Raw genomic sequence first — 18,463 nt, forward strand, 5'->3', positions numbered from 1 at the left:
CTGGTAATTATCAATCTTTTCCATGATGTTATTTTCCTTCATTTTCTTGTTCTACCAACTTAAGGTACATATCTTCCAGTTCTTTTTCCATTTTCCTTGTTTCCTTAGAATCTGCGGTGCGACTGCTTCTTTCTAATTTCTTTACATGTTCTGCCATTCTTGCTTTCAAGTTATCCAAAGATTCGGCTTTGGCTTGACCTACTCCCAAACTTCCTAATCCCAGCAAAGCCACACCCATTATCCCAATAGCCAGCTGTTTTTTCTTCCTCATCATCCGTTTTCTCTTTTCTAATAAAATTTATTTCATCTTAACATAGTTTTCTTATTCACAATTTTTCGTTTGAGTTAAGAAGAATTAAATCAAAGAAATCTCCTGTATCTTGCAGAAATCCTTTAAGCTTTCGCAACCAACGTAAACTATCCTTAATTGAATAGAAAAACACCTGAATAATTAAAATTCAGGTGTTTTTCTATTCAAATTATGGAAGAATATATCCCTCAGATATTGAGTCAAAAAAAGTCGCATTGCGACTTTTCTAGAGATTTTCTTACAAATCGTTGATGTCGAAGTCTTCTCCGAGGAAGTCTGCGAGTGAGAAACCTTCTTGAGTTTCAGGAAGATCGTAGCTTGGTTTAGCTGCTTTACGTGGAGCGCGTGGTTTACGGTCACGTTTTTCACCATCATCGTTGTTACGAGCTGGGCGAGCTGGAGCTTCTTCCAATGCTTTGATTGAAAGTGAGATACGTTCTTCTTCAGGTTTAACATCGAGAACTTTAACGTTCACAACTTGACCAACTTTAAGTACGTCTTTTGGATTTTCAACACGTTCCCAAGAAATTTGTGAAACGTGAACGAGTCCTTCAACGCCTGGGAAGAGTTCTACGAATGCACCAAAGTCAGTGAGACGTTTAACAGTTCCTTCAACAGTTGAGCCAACTGGTGCTTTTTCTTCAACTTGTTCCCATGGGCCAGCTTGTGTAGCTTTAAGAGAGAGTGAAAGACGACCAGCTTCTTCATCAAGTTTCAAGATTTTAACTTCAACTTTATCACCAGGTTTTACAACGTCTGATGGACGTTTAACGCGGTTGTGGCTAAGTTCAGAAACGTGAACAAGTCCATCGATACCACCAAGGTCAACGAATGCACCAAAGTTAGTAACGCGTGAAACAGTACCTTCAACGATATCGCCTTCGTTCAATTGAGCAAAAGCTTCTTTACGCATTTCGATAGTTTCAGCTTCAACTACAGCACGACGGCTAAGGATGAAGCGGTTTTCAGATGCGTTGATTTCGATAATTTTTGCTTCAATTTCTTGACCAACAAATTTCTTAGTATCTTTAACGAAGTATGTATCAATCATAGACGCTGGGATAAATCCACGGACACCGTTATAATCTACTGAAAGTCCGCCTTTAACGTCTTTCGTTACTTTAACAGTAAGGATTTCGCCTTCTTTACCTTCAAGTTCAGTCCAAGCTTTACGAGCTTCAAGACGTTTCAATGAAAGAAGGTATACATTTGCACCTTCAGCGTCTTTACCAACGATTTGTTTGATAACAAGCAAATCAAGAATATCACCAGGTTTTACGAATGTATTGATATCAGCATCACGGTCGTTTGTGATTTCGCGAAGTGTAAGGACACCTTCAACACCTGTACCAACGATAGCAACTGTTGCTTGCCCGTTTTCGATAGTAAGGATTTCACCCTTTACGACGTCACGTACTTTAACGTCCTCAACGCTGTTTAACAATGTTTCAAATTCATTCATTTGTAAAAAAATTCCTCCAACAATTTGACTGTCTACAGTCTTATGACTTAGTATATCACAACTATGAGAGAAATGAAAGCTTTTTAATACTTTTTTTCTTCTTTTTTATAAAGAGTGCCCATAAATATTTACAAGGGCTTTCTGTACTTATGCTAACAACATTTGCAGAGAAGTTTTAACTATTCCTTTGTTCATTTCTTCCGAAAGGAAACGTTTTCTTTTAGTTGTTTTAATCTTAAAAGTAAGTTGATGAGTCTAATAGGGTAAAAATAATTTTTTGATTATAATAAAATAAAAAAGTGTACAAAATAAAACGTGAGTTTGGCTCACGTTTTTTATCTTTTATTATTGATATTGCATAATTTGACCATTTTTATAAGCAAAGTCAATCAATGCGCCTCCAAGGCATTCATCTTTATCGTAAAAGACTACTGCTTGTCCTGGTGTAATGGCACGCACGGGTTCATCAAACTTAACAGCGACCTTGTCACCTTTAACAGAGATGGTTACACCCGTATCTTCTTGACGATAGCGGAATTTAGCAGTACAATGCATTTCAAATTCTTCCGGCATTGGACGCGTGAAACTGAGTTCACTTGCAGTCAAATTATCGGAATAGAGATGCTCATGATGAAAGCCTTGACCTACATAAAGTGTATTGCTACTCAAGTCCTTACCCACAACAAACCAAGGATCGCTTGTTGTTTGTCCATGTTGTCCACCAATTCCCAAACCTCCACGTTGACCAATAGTATAGTACATAAGTCCAGCATGTGTACCCATTTCTACACCATCTAAAGTCATCATTTTTCCTGCGGTTGCAGGAAGATAGTTTGTCAAAAATTCTTTAAAATTCTTTTCACCAATGAAGCAGATTCCAGTAGAGTCTTTTTTCTTGGCTGTAGCTAGACCTGCACGTTCTGCAATGGCACGTACTTCGGGTTTTTCTAAATGTCCCAGTGGGAACATTGTTTTCTTAAGTTGTTCTTGTGACAGTTGACTGAGGAAGTAGGTTTGATCTTTATTATTATCCACACCACGGAGCATGTGGACTGTACCGTCTTCATCTGTGGTTACACGGGCATAGTGCCCGGTTGCAACATAGTCAGCTCCAAGTTCCATCGCATAATCAAGGAATGCTTTAAACTTAATTTCCTTGTTACACATAACATCTGGGTTGGGAGTACGTCCTGCACGATATTCGGCAAGGAAGTATTCAAATACACGATCCCAATATTCTTTTTCAAAATTGACAGAATAGTAAGGAATCCCGATTTGATCTGCTACTGCCGCTACATCTTTGTAATCTTCCGTTGCTGTGCAGACACCATTTTCATCAGTATCATCCCAGTTTTTCATGAAGACACCAACGACGTCATAACCTTGTTCTTTCAGCATTAATGCTGTAACCGAACTGTCGACACCGCCGGACATACCAACGACGACTCTTGTTTTTGAATTATCCATTATTTGTTCACCATCTCTTTCTATTTTATTTAGATTTCCTATTTTTCTTTAGAAAAACAAAAAAGCTTACATTCAGTTGAAGGCTGAAGTAAATAATAGGTAACGATTTATTATACCAGTTTTTTTACGAAATAAATAGACTGCGAAATGCTATAATAAAATTATGATTGAACACACTGATAATCCCCTGATTTTTAACATGGAAATTAATAAAAACAAATATGCAAATTTGGCAGAAACAAAGAGAGTTTGTCCTTTTTGTGATACTCCAAATCTTAAAGACATTTTAGACATACAGAAGCATAAAATTTGGCTAAAAAACAAATTTCCTACTGTCGAGAATTCCTTAATGACAGTTATTATTGAATCTGATAAACACTTGGGCGATATTTCCACATATTCTGTAGAAGAAAATCGTCAAGTTTTCCGCTTTGCTTTTGAGTGCTGGCAAAAATTGCTGGATGACCCTAAGTATCAGTCTGTATTAATGTTTAAAAACTTCGGCCCGCATTCTGGTGGGACACTTCGTCATCCTCACATGCAAATCGTGGGTTTAGAAGACGCTGACGGCTATGAACACATTTCACCTGAGAATTTTGAAGGGGTAACGATTAAGCACAACAGTGTGGATATTACACTTTCCACACGACCAATTATGGGGTTTGTTGAGTTTAATGTCATTATCACTAATTTAGCCAATATTGACCATTTGGCTGATAGAGTTCAGACTATCACGCATTATTTGCTCGAAGATTATATGAATGGACGCTGTGATTCTTATAACCTCTTCTTTTATAAAATGCCCGAGAGTGAACGCTACATCTGTAAAATAGTTCCTCGTTTCATTACCTCACCTTATTTTATTGGCTACAAAATTCCTCAGGTCAACAAAAATAATCGTCTAGAGGAAATCGCTAAAGAATTACAAGAAAAACTGGGTTAGTCCAGTTTTTCTTTTGTAAATTCGTTATAATAAGAGTATGTTTGATTTTATCAAGAAAAATATTTGGTTGATGATTGGCAGTTTTGTTTTGCCAATTGGCTTGCTAGGTATAGCTTTTGCTTCTTTAGGAATTTACTGGGGGAGTGATGTTTCAACCTTAGCAGGTGATGCTTATCATCAATACGTTGCTATTCATACACTCTATCGTGATATCCTCCATAATGGAAACTTAGGCTTTCTCTATACTTTTACCAATGGTTTAGGCCTTAATCTCTATGCTTTTTCAGCTTACTATATGGGTAGTTTTTTCATGCCCATAACTTACTTTTTCAATGTCCACAACATGCCTGATGCTCTCTATTTGATAACCCTTTTAAAATTCGGGTCTATTGGACTTTCAAGCTATATTGCAGTGAAGAATATGTATAAGAAGCTTCCTTCTCTCCTCGTACTTGCTTTATCTACTTCCTTTGCCTTAATGAGCTTTTTAACCAGTCAAATTGAAATCATTATGTGGCTTGATGTTTTTATTTGGCTTCCCTTAATTATTTGGGGAATGCACTCCCTTCAGGACTTTGGGAAACGCCGTCTTTATTTCATTAGCCTAAGTCTTTTGTTTATTCAAAATTACTATTTTGGCTTCATGGTCGCAATTTTTTTAGTGCTATATTTCTTAGTGCGTTCTACATTTGAAAAATGGTCTTGGAAAAAGTTCTTAGATTTTGCTGTTACCTCTACTTTAGCTGCTTTAACAAGCCTAGTTATGCTTTTGCCTATGTACCTTGATCTCAAAGCGAATAATACGCAGGCCTTATCACAAATAAACGGTCTTTGGACCCAGAACTCTGCTGTTTTTGACCTCTTTGCTAAAAATTTTATCGGAACTTATGACACCACGCAGTATGATGCTGTTCCCATGATTTATCTTGGGCTTTTCCCTCTTCTTCTAGCAATGACCTTTTTCTTCCTTCCCAAAATAAAATGGCGTACAAAAATATCTTTTGGCATTTTGCTCGCCTTTCTTATCGCTTCCTTTTATCTGCAAATTCTTGATTTAGCTTGGCAAGGCATGCACTCGCCTAACATGTTTTTACATCGTTATGCTTTCCTATTTTCTTTGCTCATCTTAATCATGGCTTGTGAGGCTCTCACGCGCTTCAAACAACTAAAATTATGGATGTTTTTACTTCCTTTCACACTCCTTGGTGTCACTTTTGTTGCTACTGCAATATGGGGAGAGTATTCTTATCTCGATACTCTACATTTTGCACTTACATTACTTTTTGCACTTGCTTATTTGCTTGTGGTCTTGTCTTTCTTTAAAAAGTGGCTCAATTGGCGTATTTTAGCTCTTGTCCTATTCTTATTTATGATTACAGAAGCTGGTTTGAACAGTTATTATCAACTTTCAGGTATTAAGAAAGAATGGAATTTTGCAAGCAGAAAGTACTATAATACTCAAACGAATTTTATCAATCCATTGGTCACAAATATTCACTCTAGAACTGATAAGGCATTTGTCCGAACAGAAAATACAGTGCCTGACACTGCAAACGATGGGATGAAATACAATTATAATGCACTTTCCCAATTTTCTTCTGTACGCAACAGTAATTCTAGTAAAGTAATGGGCTTACTGGGTTTCCATACTGATAGTACTTATCTCAACTTACGCTATCCTGAAAATACTTTAATTATGGACTCTCTTCTTTCTATTCATTACAATATTAATCAATTTCAACTGGAAAAATATGGTTTTAATCAGATTAAACCCTCCTTGTTTGAAAATAAGAATGCCCAATCTTTAGGACTGTTTGTTCAGGGTGCTTTTAAGGATGTTAATCTCAAGAAATCCGAGAAAGACATCATCCCTAACCAAGAAGCCTTCCTCAATCAGCTGACGAATCGAAAGGACAAATATTTTACTCAATTCTATGTAGATTCTGAGACAAGTAATAGTACGATATCGGGGAGTAAAGATCAAGTTACTCTTGTCCGGAAAGTCGGAGAAGACGGTGGCGTATCTGTAACTTATGGTATCACTGTACCAGCTCGCAGTCAGGCTTATCTTGAACTCCCTGATGTCAGCTATTTAAATCAAAACTCTAGAACAACTAATATCACTATCAGCTCTGGTAAAAAAGTACTGCATGCTTATAATGTCAACAGTAATGATGTTGGTAATTTCTACAATCTTGGAAAATTTGATAAAGAGACGAAGGTCCAAGTGAGCATCTCTTTCCCCGAGAACTCGCAAGTTTCTTTCAAAACAACAAGATTTTTAGCCTTAAATATAGATAAATATCAAGCTGCTATGGACAGCTTAAAAAAAGCAGATGTCAAAACTGAGCAAACCAAAAATGGGGTCACACTCACTTATAATACAAGCCAGTCGGGACAAATCTTTCTGACGCTTCCCTATGATAAGGGCTGGTCTGCGAAACTGGATGGTAAAACCGTGCGACTAGATAAGGCACAAGAGGGCTTTATGAAAGTTAATGCCCCTGCTGGACAACATAAAGTAGAATTACACTTCTTTCCTCAAGGGCTCAAAGCTGGAATTGCTTGCTTCGTCGCTGGTCTCCTTCTATTTGTTGGTTATGATTTCCTTTACAGAAAAAAACAGCACTGAGTGCTGTTTTTTTACATATTTGTATGCTCAATGTTGACGAATTAGCGTGTTTTTAAAAGAGTATTTATCTGCGCGATAATAAGATATATCATACAAAATAGGGCGCGCATCTAAAGAAAAGGCTGTGGAGTGGACGCGGAAAATCGGGCTGTTGACTTTAACTTCTAAGAGTTTGGCTAGTTCTTCTGTGGCAAGTATGGCTTCGATTTCTTGATGAGAATAGCCAATTTCGACCTTTTTTTCAATCATCGAAAACAGGGAACCGGTAAGTTCCTTTTCAGTTGCTCCTATAATGAGCTGCTCTGAAAAATAAAGTTTTTCTAAGGTCATCGGTTCGTCATCAAGCAGACGCAAGCGTTTTAGCTCAACAAAATCAGACACAGTATATAAGGCCTGTACCACTTCTTCAGGAACTTCTTCCAATTTTTGGAAATGAAGGAGGCGGGTTTGTCCGACCTTTCCCATAGCTTTTGCCGCTTCAGTAAAGGACTTCAAACCCATACCTCCACTTTGTATTTTGGGTTGTTCGATGACATAGGCACCCTTGCCTTTTTTCTTGATGACAATCTGCTTGTTGATGAGATCTTCCATAGCTTTGCGGACAGTTAAACGACTTACCCCAAATTCTAATGCTAAATCATATTCTGATGGGAGTTTTTGAGCAGAAACATACACGCCTTTATCAATTCTTTTTTCTATTTCTTGAGAAACAGCTCGAAACTTAGCTTTGCTTCCATTTTTTTCGGTATTCATTACTTTTATTTTATCACGCTTATCTTGTTTTTCAAAGTTTCTTATTGACAGAGCTCTTCAATACTTTTCATATATATTTCGATCATTTGTTTAAGGTGTTCAATATTCATATATTCATTTTCTTTATGCGCAATCCCCTTCTCGCCAGGAAATGAAGGGCCAAAAGCAACAATATTAGGCATAGATCGCGCATAAGTTGCCCCCGTTGTGGTTACAGGGCTGCCATCTAACCCTGTGACAGTCTCATAAATATCAGATAACACTTTAATTTCGGGCATTGTTTTATCAAAGTACGTACCAGGCATGCTTCGAACAATTTTCAGTTCCGTATCTTTATAAAGATGTTTGATTAGACTCTCTATAACCTGGTCTTCCTTTATCGTCACTGGATAACGGATACTGACAGATAAACAAATAGAATCTCCAATCTTTTGAATTGCATAAGGTGTTAATATCAAACGTCCACTTTCTTGGTCTGAAAAGTCAATATCTAATCCTTGACCAAAATGTTTTTCATGAAAACTTTCTGTCAGCCAAGAAAAATAAGAATGTAAGTCACTTTCTGGCAGTTTTTTTTGAAGACAATCGGCCAGAGCAGTGATAGCATTTTTTCCTAACTCTGGCGCATTACTGGGGGTGCGTTGCCCGTAGCCTATGTACTTTTCACCTTCGATAGAAATACTAACCTCATCTGGAACAAACTCCTTAGCCATGTCTCCCTGAAAAACATCTATGGACGCTATTTCTTTTGGCGAAAAGCTAGTCATCAATTCCACAGCGACAACACCACGTTCTCCATAGACCACTGGAAACTTGCAATCAGGTGTAAAACCAAAAACAGGTGGCCGTTCTTCCGATAGATAAAGAGGAATGTCAGCTGAGCCACTTTTTTCATCTGTTCCGAAAATAATACGAATTGGTTTTCTAGGTTTAAAATTTCTTTCTTTTAAAAGTTTCAAAGCAAATAAGCAAGATAAGATAGGCCCTTTATTATCTAAAACCCCTCTACCATAGAAAAAGCCGTTGCGTTCTTCGAGTTTAAAAGCTGGAGAGAGCCAGCCTGGGCCATCTGCAGCGACCACATCTAGATGCCCTACAATACCTATGTAATCTTCTCCCTCTCCGAGCTGAGCGTAACCCATGGCATTTTTTACTTTTTTTGTTTTTAACCCATATTTTGCTGCTTCATTTAGAACATAATCCAAAGCACGACGTGGTTCACAACCGAAAGGTGCCTCAGCTTCCGGAATCCCTCTAACACTTGGAATAGCAATGGCCCCTCTTAACAGGGAAACGTATTCCTCCCATTCTTGCTCAATTTCTGTCCTATACATGACCTGCTCCTTTACTCTAAGTACAAATTTATTAATATATCAGCTGTTTATATGTTTCTCGTCCTTTATTATTCTCTTTGGCTTTCAACACTTTGCAGATTGTTTTGTAAGACTCATTTAATCCTACGCCACCTTTTTTAGGCATTTTTACAATATCAATCTCTTCCTTATAAGCAGATATTAAACTTTCATTTTCTTCAGACATGGCGCAGATGACTTTCAACTTCATCTCCTCTTGAATATATTGAGCTAACTCTAAAGACATTTTAGAAAACTCTGGGTAGTTGAAAGAGGGCCCACATATTACACCTTCGATATTCAGGCGCTCCAACATCCCCTTGATCTTTCTTCGAATAATGTCTGGAGAGTCGGTGTAGGTCTGCTCTCCCATATAGATAGTAACTAATAAATTCTGCTCGCTATCGGTAAGCAGAGGTTTGAGTGTTACTCCGGGGCCAATAACTTCTTTTGTTGCAGTTAAAGGAAACTTCACATCGTCCTTAGTACCCACTCCTGCTTGAATTTGATTCAATATCATTACTAGTCTCATTAGATTCTCCTATAAATTATCAAAACTGAGCATTTCGTCTGTGATTGCATCAAGCTCTGCATCTGCTGCTTGACGTTCTTCATTCATATATTGTACATCCATAATCTTAATAAATGGAATATAGATAAAGACCCCAATAATGAGCAAGACGAACTGTAAAAGTGCTCCCGCCCAGTTGGTTGCTAAGAAACCAGAAATAATAATCGGCGTTGTCCAAGGAATTAATACACCGTTAGTGATTGGAACGAGATGAAGATTCATCATAATATATGAAACAATAATGTTAAAGGTTGGAACTAAGACAAAGGGAATAAAGATAAGTGGATTCAATACAATTGGCAACCCAAAGATAATCGGCTCATTAATGCCAAAAATACCGGGTACTAAGGCTAATTTTCCCAATTCCTTAATCCGTTTTGACCGACAGACAATCAGCATAGCAATTAAAAGTGAAAGCGTTGATCCCGCGCCACCAAATGTGGCAAACAAATCTTGAAACTGCGCATTGATAATGTGTGGTGCACCTGTACCATTTTTAAAATAATCTACATTTTCCAGAGAAAGGGTCAAAAGAATTGGATTAAAGACAGCTCCAACAACTGAGCTTCCGTTAACTCCAAAGAACCAAAAAACATGGAGGAAGATATAAGCAATAATCATCGCCCAAACTGTATCGCCCAGATGCAAAAGAGGGATTTGCAGGAAATTAAAGACCAAGTCGAAAGCATTCGTTCCCAAAATATTCAGAACCAAATTAAGTGCAAAAAAGATAACCATAACAAAGGCGCCAGGAATCAAAGCAGCAAAAGAATCTTCAACCATCGGTGGCACTCCCTCTGGCATTTTAATCACCCATTTTTTGTTAACAGCAAATTGATAAAGATTAACTGAAACAAAAGCACAAATTATACCAATAAAGATTCCTTTCGCTCCTACCCACGAAAGGGGTAGAGCTGTTAATGTCGCTGACACGGGATTTGCAACCCCCTCAACGGTTACCTCGCCTGTGACAGAATAGGGCATAAGTAGAAACCAAGACATTAGAGTAACTGCTGCACCAAATATTGGATTAGCCTTAATTTCTTTGGCAAATGAATAACCGATACCTACAACCGCAAAAACAGCCATAATAGTAAATGTCGCATCCGCAGGTTTCGTAATCATCTCAGCCAAAGTCGTTCCTGTTTTGCTATTAATCACTGTTGTTTCTAAAAAGTTAATCCACTGAGGAATTGGGAAATTCGCTAAGAGAAGGAAGAAAGAACCAGCAATCAAGAGTGGTGTAGATACCAAGAAACCATTTCTTATAGCGATAAGATACTTATTCCGCCCAATTTTTTCTGCTAAGGGCAACATAATTTTTTCAAGTTTTGAAAACATCATTTTCTCCTTTTACCTATTCAATAGGTGCTTTGATTCGTTTTTCATAAGCATCTAGCCATTCTTGGCTAATCGCTTCTATCTGGGTTTTATGATTATCGGCCGGATGTGCAATAAAAATGGCCGGTTTTTGCTTATTTGTGGCTACGCTAAATGTAAATTCTACATTGGTTGCGACACCCCAATTTCCTGTTTTATCCAAGGCAACCAAAGAGAAAGCTCCTGCTTTTCCGTATCTTTCTTTCAGTTTGTCTTCAAAGGAATATACGGCTTGATCACAAGCTTCTTGGGGACTCAATCCCTCACCCATTAAACGGACTATTTCGTAAGAAAGTACGCCTTTCATGAGATCTTCTCCAAGCCCCGTTGCTGTTGCTCCTCCAATTTTACTGTCTACATAAAAGCCCGATCCAGACAATGGAGAATCACCAACTCGCCCTTTTTTTTTCATAAAAAGTCCTGAGCTGGAAGTCCCGGCCACCATTGTTTGATGGGAATCAAGTGCAACCATGCCCACTGTATCATGTCCATCATAAGCGGAAAGACCTGTGCGTTGCATTTCTTCTAAACGTCTTTCCCAAATCTTACGTGCACGCTCTGTCAGCATTTTTTTCTGCTCAAAGCCTGCTTCAATCGCATATTGTCTGGCACCACTTCCCACACGCATACTGTTGAACTTCTCTTCAGATAAGGACTTGGCCACAGATATTGGATTGGCGATGTCTGTAATACCGGCTACTGCTCCGATTTTGAAAGAGTCTCCATCCATATAGGCTGCATCCATTTCTAATATGCCAGCTTCATTTGGTAGACCTCCGTAACCTACAGATTTATAAAAGGGATAATCTTCAACCTTTTTTATAGCCATTTCCAAGGCTTGACTGGCCTTCCCTCCTTTATCCAGTAGCTTCTCTGCTTCGCAGACTCCATCATGTGCCATCCGCCATGTTGCAATAATTCCCCACATATATACCTCCTTTTATTTTATATACAATATAGTATATACTAGTTGTTTTATGTTTTAAATTAAACGCTTACATTTGTCAAGAGGTTTTTTATAAAAAAAAATAGAAAAGCAAAATGACTTTTCTATTTATCTTATGATTCTTGTGTATTATACTCTTTTATAGCTTCTAAAAAAGCTGCACCATATTTTTTTAATTTTACTTGACCCACCCCAGACACCTCTAAGAAACTTTCTTCTTCTTGGGGCATGATACGAGTCATATCTTTCAATGAGGCATCTGAAAAAATCATAAAAGGTGGAACACCTTCTTCTTTGGCAATCTCAAGTCGAAGAGTGCGTAAGTCTTCAAATAAGTCTGTATTAAATATCTCATCTGATACTGAAGCCTGCTTATCTAGATTTAATACTGCTCGTCGCCAAACTTTCTCACTACCTTGTAAAACTTTTATACCCCGTTGGGAGACACCAAGTAAAGGATATTTTCCTGCAGATACTACCAAGTACCCTTCTCCCACCAAAAAGTCAATCAATTCTCCAACTGCTTTTTGAGAATAACCTTTCATAATGCCAAAAGTAGACAACTTTTCAAAATTCCAACGTGCTAAATTCTTATTCTTTGAGCCCACCAAGACTTGGGCTACAGCTGTTTTTCCGAAGCGTTGTTCCATCCGGATAATACAGGACATAACTTTCTGTGCTTCTAGAGTTACTTCAGTACGTTCTCGATCATCCAAACAATTAGAACACTTATGGCAGTCTTCACCCTGATCACCAAAATATTGTAAGATATAGCCTTGCAAACAGGTTTCAGAACTGGTATAGGCTTGCATCTGCCTTAATTTTTCGTATTCCTGCTCTTTATGTGAATCACTTCCCTCACCTTGCTCGATCAAAAAATTGCGCAAACGTACATCGTTAGGTGAGAACAACAAAATTGCGTCCGAATCTAAACCATCACGTCCCGCTCGACCCGCTTCCTGATAGTAGGCCTCAATCGTTGCAGGCATACCATAATGAATAACAAAGCGAACATTGCTTTTATTAATTCCCATACCAAAGGCATTTGTAGCAACCATAATCTGAACATCATCATAAAGAAAATCTTCTTGATTATTCTGCCGTTCTCTTTCTGATAAACCTGCATGGTAACGCTTGGCTGGAAAATGGTTACGATTGAGCCATTCTGTTACTTCTTCCACTTCCTTGCGGGTATTGGCGTAAATAATTCCTGATTCGTCTGGATGTTTTTTTAAATAGGACTTCAGAAAATCCCGCTTATCTTTCCCTTTAACAACTTCAAATCGCAAATTTTCACGTAAAAATCCCGTTTTTACTGTATTTTCTGGTGAAATCCTGAGTAAATCTTGAATATCCTTTGCTACACGAGGAGTTGCTGTAGCTGTCAATGCGAGTATGGTAGGTGCTGTTGGTAAGTCAGCTAAGCGTTCCGCAAAAGTAACATATGAGGGCCTAAAGTCATGCCCCCACTGCGAAATACAGTGAGCTTCATCAATAGCTACAAGGTCAATAGGCAAATGTTGTAGAAAGTAATTAAATGATTCAAGTTCAAAGCGTTCAGGTGCAACAAATAAAATTTTAACCTCACCACTTTCAACTTGAGCCATACGAAAACGTGTTTCTTGGTCATCTACGGTTGAATTAATAAAGGTGGCTGGGATATTCGCAATATTCAGCTGGTCCACCTGATCCTTCATGAGAGAAATCAACGGCGAAACAACCAAAGTTACCCCTTCTTGTAAAAGAGCAGGAAGCTGATAGCAAATCGACTTCCCTGCACCTGTCGGTAAAATACCTAATGTATCTGTTCCTTTAAGAACTTGTTCAATAATCTGTTTTTGACCCTGGCGAAAATTTTCGTAACCAAAGATTTCCTTAAGCTTTTCTTCTAAATTCATCTTCTCTTATTATACGTTTAATATGAAAAAAATTCACGAACAAAAGTGAATTTTTCTTTTTTGTACTTTGATACATTCTTTCCTTAAATCTTTGATTTGGTCAAAAGTAAAGAATTTAAAATTACCGAAACACTTGACAAACTCATTGCTGCAGCTGCTAACATTGGATTGAGGAGTCCAAATGCGGCTAAAGGAATACCAATCACATTATAAATAAAGGCCCAGAAATAGTTTTGCTTTATCTTGCGTAAGGTTTTACGCGATATGGTAAACAAATCAAGCAGCTTATGAAGTTTTCCGCCCATAATGGTCACATCCCCTGCTTCCATAGCAATATCTGAACCAGTGGCCATAGCAACACCTACAGTACTACTTGCCAGAGCAATTGCATCGTTAATACCGTCGCCGACCATAATCGAATCAGGAGTACTTTGCACAATTTGAGCTTTCTCTTCAGGAGACAAGTTACTTCTTACTTCGTCTAAGTTTACAATTTTTTGTATCTTCTTAGCCGAATTTTCATTATCACCTGTCAACATTACTGTTCGGATCCCTGCTTTTTGCAATTCAGATACTGTTTGAACACTTTCTGATTTAATTGCTGAACTAAATGTAGCGGTTGCTAGTAATTTTTCTTCATCAGCTAGGTAAATAACAGTATCGGAGCTTTCGGCAAATTGATAACCCTGCTCTTCCATAAGTTTTGCATTCCCTGCAAAATATTTGCGTCCATTAATTTCGGCAGAAAGTCCTCGTCCCGCAATTTCTTGAAGTTTTTCTACTTCATATGTTTCTTCAGCATGCACAGCTTGTGCCAAAGGATGTTTAGAACGACTTTCTAAACTAGCCAGTATTTTAAACTCTTCTGAACTTCCGTCAAAATTCGCTAACTCAAATTCACCTGTGGTAATTGTTCCCGTTTTATCAAAGAAAACCGTTTTTATACTATTGGTAAGTTCTAAAGCATTCGCATTTTTTAGGAGCAATCCATGTTTTGCAGCTAAACCTGTTCCTGAGATAATCGCAGTGGGCGTTGCCAAACCAAGTGCACAAGGACAAGCTATGACTAATGTTGCCACGGCATGCATGATGGCAGTAAGTAATACACCTGTAAAAATCCAAGTCAAAATGAATGTCAACAATGCAATAACTAAAACGATTGGAACGAAGATACTTGAAAGTTTATCCGCAAATTTTTGAATATTTGGCTTAGAAGCTTGAGCTTCTTCCATCATTTCGACCATACGAGAAATCGTCGAATCCTTAACATCACGGACAACCACCGCCTTGATTGAACCATCTAGATTTACAGTCCCTTCAAACAAAGTCTCATCGTCCCCTTTGACTACAGGCAAAGATTCACCCGTAAGATGACTTTCATCAAATGAGGCTTTGCCCTTAAGAATCATGGCATCTAAAGGAACTTTCTCTCCGGGAAAGATTTGAATAACATCACCGATTTGGACGTCTTCAAGTGGTACTTCACCTTTTTCAGTATGCACCATTTTGACACGACTGCTCATTAAACGTGTGATAGCTTGAGTAGTTTTCTCTTTAGCATTGTGCTCCAGGACTTTACCTAAGACAACTAAGGTAATAATAACCATAGCAGATTCAAAGTTTAGGGCATTCAGTTGACCCATAAAGACGGCTAAAATTAAACTTGAAAAATAAGCAACACTTGTTCCCAAAGCCACCAAAACATCCATGTTGGCACTTTCATTTTTCAGCGCATGGTAAGCACCTATATAGAAGCGCGCCCCAATTATAAATTGTACAGGGGTAGCTAGAATAAGTTGTAGAACAGGATTATGTAAAAACATAAGATAATGTGTTCCCAGAATTCCTTCAAACATTGCCAGCACTAAAGGTAAGGTTAATACTGCTGACACAATAAGAGACAGACGTAAATTACGATCACGTCTCTGTGCTTGTGCGGCAATTTTTTCTTGGTGTGCTTTATCGTTGACGATTGCACCATACCCTACTTTTTCTACAATCTTGATAATATCTTGGTCACTTAAATTTTCATCAAAAACAACTTTAGCTTTTTCTGTAGCTAAATTAACAGTAGCTTCTTGAATCTTCTCTGTATTATTAAGTGCCTTGGACACCGTATTTACACAGTTAGCACAAGTCATACCTGTTATGACAAAGTTTTGGCTTTTCATCTTATACTCCTTTTATAGTTTACAGTTGTAAACTTAATTACTTAGAGAAAACTGTCCGCTGGGACAGTCCTCTTATCTTACTAATTCGTAACCAGCATCTTTGACAGCTAGTGCCATTTGATCGACAGGAGTAATGTCTGCATCAAATTTAACTAATGCTTCGTTCTTCTTTAAAGAAACTTTAGCTGATTTTACACCTTCAAGGTTTTCAAGTGCTGAAGTTACGTGCATCACACAGTGATCACAAGTCATACCTTTTATTTCAAACTTTTCTTTTTCCATATCCTTCTTCCCCCTTCTCAGCTGGCATGTTGGCAGCTGCAAGAATTAAAATTTTCTAAACAGGTACAAGTTGTTTCTTGAACTGTTACTTTATTTGTCAACGCTTCTTGTAAGCTTGCTACATCTTCTGCAGTCAAGTTAGACAAGGCGATCATATCGGCTAAGAGTTTTACTTGTTTAGTTTCACAAACTTTTTCAAGCAAAGACTGTCCCATCATTTGAATAGCCGTACATTCTGCCATTAGAGGATGGTAAACAAACTTACGCCCCTCTTTTTCTGTACTTAGCATTCCTTTTTTCACTAGGCGTCCCAGCAAGGTTTTAACCGTTGCTAAAGACCAATCCAAATCGGGCGAAATTTGACAAGAGATCTCATCAACTCGTGCTTCACCGAGCGACCAGATAACACGCATCACAATCAATTCTGCATTAGATATATTAAATTCTGTTTCGTTCATTGGCGCTCCTTACTATTTAAGTATCATACATATAGTTTACAACTGTAAACTATAAATGTCAAGTCTCAACTCTGTATTATAAATAAAAAAAACCTTTAAGGCAAGCCGTAGCCTCAAAAAGGTTTTTTTAATAATACACACTTTGTTATTTTTCACCACCAAAGATACGTTCCATGATTTCACGTCCTGTTGGCGTCGCTGCTAATCCGCCTTCACCAGTTTCTCGATGAGCAGAAGGCAATGAACGCCCAACATTATACATACATGTTATAACTTCATCCACTGGAATAACCGTTTTAACTCCGGCTAAAGCCATATCTGCAGAAATCATAGCTTGGGAGGCTCCCATGGCATTACGATGCACACAGGGAATTTCAACAAGCCCTGCTACGGGATCACAAATCAATCCCAGCATATTTTGCAAGGTCAGTGCTAAAGCCATGCCCGCTTGTTCTCCTGTACCTCCTGCGATAATCACCAAGGCTGCTGCGGACATTGCTGATGCCGAGCCGACTTCTGCTTGGCAGCCCCCTTCAGCACCTGCGATGGTTGCATTATTGGCAATAGCCAAACCAAAGGCTCCAGCAGTAAAAATAAATTCAACTTGCTGTTCGTGCGTCAAACCTAACTTTTTAGTTGCTGCTGATAATACACCAGGCAAACATCCGGCTGAGCCAGCGGTTGGTGTTGCACAGATTAGTCCCATTTGGGCATTGACCTCATTTACAGCTACACCATCACGCGCTGCGCCGAGGATTACATCACCTGAAATTGCTTTCCCTGATTTGATATATTCATCCATCTTTTTGGCATCACCACCAGTGAGTCCTGTTGTTGACTTATGGCCCAATAATCCTTCTTCAATTGAAGACATCATGGTTGCTAGGTTATGCTCCATCATTTCGATGATCTGTTCACGACTGGCACCAGTTTGTTCCATTTCTTCTGCAATCATCAATTCAGCGATTGATGGATATGATTTTGCATCTTCAAGCAATTCTTTTACATTAGAAAACATACTTCCCCCTTATTTAAAGAAATTTACAGCAGAAAGTTTAGGAATTTGTTTCATTTCCTCAAAAGCTTCTTCTACATCGACACTATCAACTTCCATAATCATGATTGCTTTTTCCCCTTTAGCTTCACGGGTGAGGTTCATTTGCGCAACATTGATATCATGTTTTTCAAAGATAGCTCCCAATCTTGCCAAAATTCCTGGCGCATCTTGGTGGACGATTACAAAGGTCGGCATACCTGCAGATAGCGAAATATCAAAACCATTTAACTCTGTAACTTGAATTAATCCGCCACCAATAGAAATCCCTGTGACACTCATGTCACGATTACCTTTTTTTAAAATTAGACGCGCGGTGTTTGGATGTTCTGCCTTATCTTCAGGATGAGGAACATAGGTAACTTCCATCCCTTCTTCATGAGCAATACGTGGGGCATCACGTAACCGTGGGTCGTCAGGATCCATACCAAGTACTCCTGCAACCAGCGCCACATCTGTCCCATGACCACGATAAGTTTTAGCAAAACTCTCATAGAGATGAATTTCTACTTTGTCAGGTAATTCCCCAAAAATTGAGCGAATAATTTTACCTATACGTGCAGCACCTGCTGTGTGTGAACTACTGGGCCCAACCATCACAGGGCCAATAATGTCAAATACACTTTTGTAACGTAAATTTTCCATATTTCCTCCGCAACTTTGCTCAGCAAAGCCATTTCCGCTTAATTATTTGACTTAATTAAACGAAACTATTTATTCTAAAGTCATTATAACACTAATACGCTTTCAATACTATCTATAACTGGATTTGTAGCAAAAAGAT

Annotated in this window: 16 protein-coding genes; 2 read left to right on the plus strand and 14 right to left on the minus strand. The window is 38.3% G+C overall.

The window, feature by feature from the left end; translation table 11 throughout:
- Positions 1-28: 28 nt before the first annotated feature.
- The 3 genes from I6G50_RS04750 to mnmA form a co-directional block, all read right to left on the minus strand.
- Positions 29-274 (minus strand): hypothetical protein, encoded by a 246-nt coding sequence (locus tag I6G50_RS04750; RefSeq protein ID WP_197909335.1) that lies wholly within the window; start codon positions 272-274, stop codon positions 29-31.
- A gap of 274 nt (positions 275-548) precedes the next feature.
- A complete protein-coding gene (rpsA, locus tag I6G50_RS04755) occupies positions 549-1,772 on the minus strand; it encodes a 30S ribosomal protein S1 (RefSeq protein WP_003135489.1) in 1,224 nt (407 codons plus the stop codon).
- 345 nt (positions 1,773-2,117) lie between these two features.
- Entirely contained in the window at positions 2,118-3,242 is a 1,125-nt protein-coding gene (gene mnmA, locus I6G50_RS04760; RefSeq protein WP_042753152.1) for a tRNA 2-thiouridine(34) synthase MnmA, read from the minus strand.
- Positions 3,243-3,402: 160 nt separating this feature from the next.
- Between mnmA and I6G50_RS04765 the strand changes: the two genes are divergently transcribed.
- Entirely contained in the window at positions 3,403-4,182 is a 780-nt protein-coding gene (locus tag I6G50_RS04765; protein ID WP_003135493.1) for a DUF4931 domain-containing protein, read from the plus strand.
- Positions 4,183-4,219: 37 nt separating this feature from the next.
- Positions 4,220-6,814: a YfhO family protein gene (locus I6G50_RS04770; RefSeq protein ID WP_197909336.1), complete on the plus strand. Its 2,595-nt coding sequence runs from the start codon at positions 4,220-4,222 to the stop codon at positions 6,812-6,814.
- A gap of 27 nt (positions 6,815-6,841) precedes the next feature.
- On the opposite strand, the gene I6G50_RS04775 is transcribed toward I6G50_RS04770, so the two are convergent.
- The 11 genes from I6G50_RS04775 to sdaAB form a co-directional block, all read right to left on the minus strand.
- On the minus strand, positions 6,842-7,567 hold the full coding sequence (locus tag I6G50_RS04775) for a GntR family transcriptional regulator, LSA1692 subfamily (RefSeq protein WP_081166484.1): 726 nt from the start codon (positions 7,565-7,567) through the stop codon (positions 6,842-6,844).
- 41 nt (positions 7,568-7,608) lie between these two features.
- Entirely contained in the window at positions 7,609-8,901 is a 1,293-nt protein-coding gene (locus tag I6G50_RS04780; protein WP_197909337.1) for a Sapep family Mn(2+)-dependent dipeptidase, read from the minus strand.
- A gap of 31 nt (positions 8,902-8,932) precedes the next feature.
- A complete protein-coding gene (locus I6G50_RS04785) occupies positions 8,933-9,451 on the minus strand; it encodes a GrdB-related putative oxidoreductase (protein ID WP_197909338.1) in 519 nt (172 codons plus the stop codon).
- Positions 9,452-9,460: 9 nt separating this feature from the next.
- The gene (locus tag I6G50_RS04790) at positions 9,461-10,834 is read right to left on the minus strand and encodes a PTS sugar transporter subunit IIC (protein WP_197909339.1); all 1,374 of its coding nucleotides are present in this window, start codon (positions 10,832-10,834) and stop codon (positions 9,461-9,463) included.
- A gap of 13 nt (positions 10,835-10,847) precedes the next feature.
- Positions 10,848-11,798, minus strand: coding sequence for a N(4)-(beta-N-acetylglucosaminyl)-L-asparaginase (locus tag I6G50_RS04795; protein WP_197909340.1), 951 nt, complete (start codon positions 11,796-11,798; stop codon positions 10,848-10,850).
- 131 nt (positions 11,799-11,929) lie between these two features.
- Positions 11,930-13,714: a DNA helicase RecQ gene (gene recQ / locus I6G50_RS04800; protein ID WP_197909341.1), complete on the minus strand. Its 1,785-nt coding sequence runs from the start codon at positions 13,712-13,714 to the stop codon at positions 11,930-11,932.
- A gap of 83 nt (positions 13,715-13,797) precedes the next feature.
- A complete protein-coding gene (locus I6G50_RS04805; RefSeq protein WP_197909342.1) occupies positions 13,798-15,885 on the minus strand; it encodes a heavy metal translocating P-type ATPase in 2,088 nt (695 codons plus the stop codon).
- Between the two features lie 72 nt (positions 15,886-15,957).
- Positions 15,958-16,167: a heavy-metal-associated domain-containing protein gene (locus tag I6G50_RS04810; RefSeq protein WP_081166467.1), complete on the minus strand. Its 210-nt coding sequence runs from the start codon at positions 16,165-16,167 to the stop codon at positions 15,958-15,960.
- A gap of 17 nt (positions 16,168-16,184) precedes the next feature.
- Positions 16,185-16,625, minus strand: coding sequence for a CopY/TcrY family copper transport repressor (locus I6G50_RS04815; protein ID WP_003135504.1), 441 nt, complete (start codon positions 16,623-16,625; stop codon positions 16,185-16,187).
- A 145-nt stretch (positions 16,626-16,770) separates the two neighbouring features.
- Positions 16,771-17,643 (minus strand): L-serine ammonia-lyase, iron-sulfur-dependent, subunit alpha, encoded by an 873-nt coding sequence (sdaAA, locus tag I6G50_RS04820; RefSeq protein WP_081166464.1) that lies wholly within the window; start codon positions 17,641-17,643, stop codon positions 16,771-16,773.
- A gap of 9 nt (positions 17,644-17,652) precedes the next feature.
- Positions 17,653-18,324, minus strand: a complete 672-nt coding sequence (sdaAB, locus tag I6G50_RS04825) for an L-serine ammonia-lyase, iron-sulfur-dependent subunit beta (protein ID WP_081166462.1) — start codon at positions 18,322-18,324, stop codon at positions 17,653-17,655.
- Positions 18,325-18,463 lie beyond the last annotated feature (139 nt).

It is taken from the genome of Lactococcus garvieae (genome assembly GCF_016027715.1).
GTDB classification, from domain to species: Bacteria; Bacillota; Bacilli; order Lactobacillales; family Streptococcaceae; genus Lactococcus; species Lactococcus garvieae_A.

Coding starts and splice junctions, on each gene's coding strand:
- I6G50_RS04750 (WP_197909335.1), bottom strand. CDS start 274: ATGATGAGGAAGAAAAAACAGCTGGCTATTGGGATAATGGGTGTGGCT.
- rpsA (WP_003135489.1), bottom strand. CDS start 1,772: ATGAATGAATTTGAAACATTGTTAAACAGCGTTGAGGACGTTAAAGTA.
- I6G50_RS04765 (WP_003135493.1), top strand. CDS start 3,403: ATGATTGAACACACTGATAATCCCCTGATTTTTAACATGGAAATTAAT.
- I6G50_RS04770 (WP_197909336.1), top strand. CDS start 4,220: ATGTTTGATTTTATCAAGAAAAATATTTGGTTGATGATTGGCAGTTTT.
- I6G50_RS04775 (WP_081166484.1), bottom strand. CDS start 7,567: ATGAATACCGAAAAAAATGGAAGCAAAGCTAAGTTTCGAGCTGTTTCT.
- I6G50_RS04780 (WP_197909337.1), bottom strand. CDS start 8,901: ATGTATAGGACAGAAATTGAGCAAGAATGGGAGGAATACGTTTCCCTG.
- I6G50_RS04785 (WP_197909338.1), bottom strand. CDS start 9,451: ATGAGACTAGTAATGATATTGAATCAAATTCAAGCAGGAGTGGGTACT.
- I6G50_RS04790 (WP_197909339.1), bottom strand. CDS start 10,834: ATGATGTTTTCAAAACTTGAAAAAATTATGTTGCCCTTAGCAGAAAAA.
- I6G50_RS04795 (WP_197909340.1), bottom strand. CDS start 11,798: ATGTGGGGAATTATTGCAACATGGCGGATGGCACATGATGGAGTCTGC.
- recQ (WP_197909341.1), bottom strand. CDS start 13,714: ATGAATTTAGAAGAAAAGCTTAAGGAAATCTTTGGTTACGAAAATTTT.
- I6G50_RS04805 (WP_197909342.1), bottom strand. CDS start 15,885: ATGAAAAGCCAAAACTTTGTCATAACAGGTATGACTTGTGCTAACTGT.
- I6G50_RS04810 (WP_081166467.1), bottom strand. CDS start 16,167: ATGGAAAAAGAAAAGTTTGAAATAAAAGGTATGACTTGTGATCACTGT.
- I6G50_RS04815 (WP_003135504.1), bottom strand. CDS start 16,625: ATGAACGAAACAGAATTTAATATATCTAATGCAGAATTGATTGTGATG.
- sdaAA (WP_081166464.1), bottom strand. CDS start 17,643: ATGTTTTCTAATGTAAAAGAATTGCTTGAAGATGCAAAATCATATCCA.
- sdaAB (WP_081166462.1), bottom strand. CDS start 18,324: ATGGAAAATTTACGTTACAAAAGTGTATTTGACATTATTGGCCCTGTG.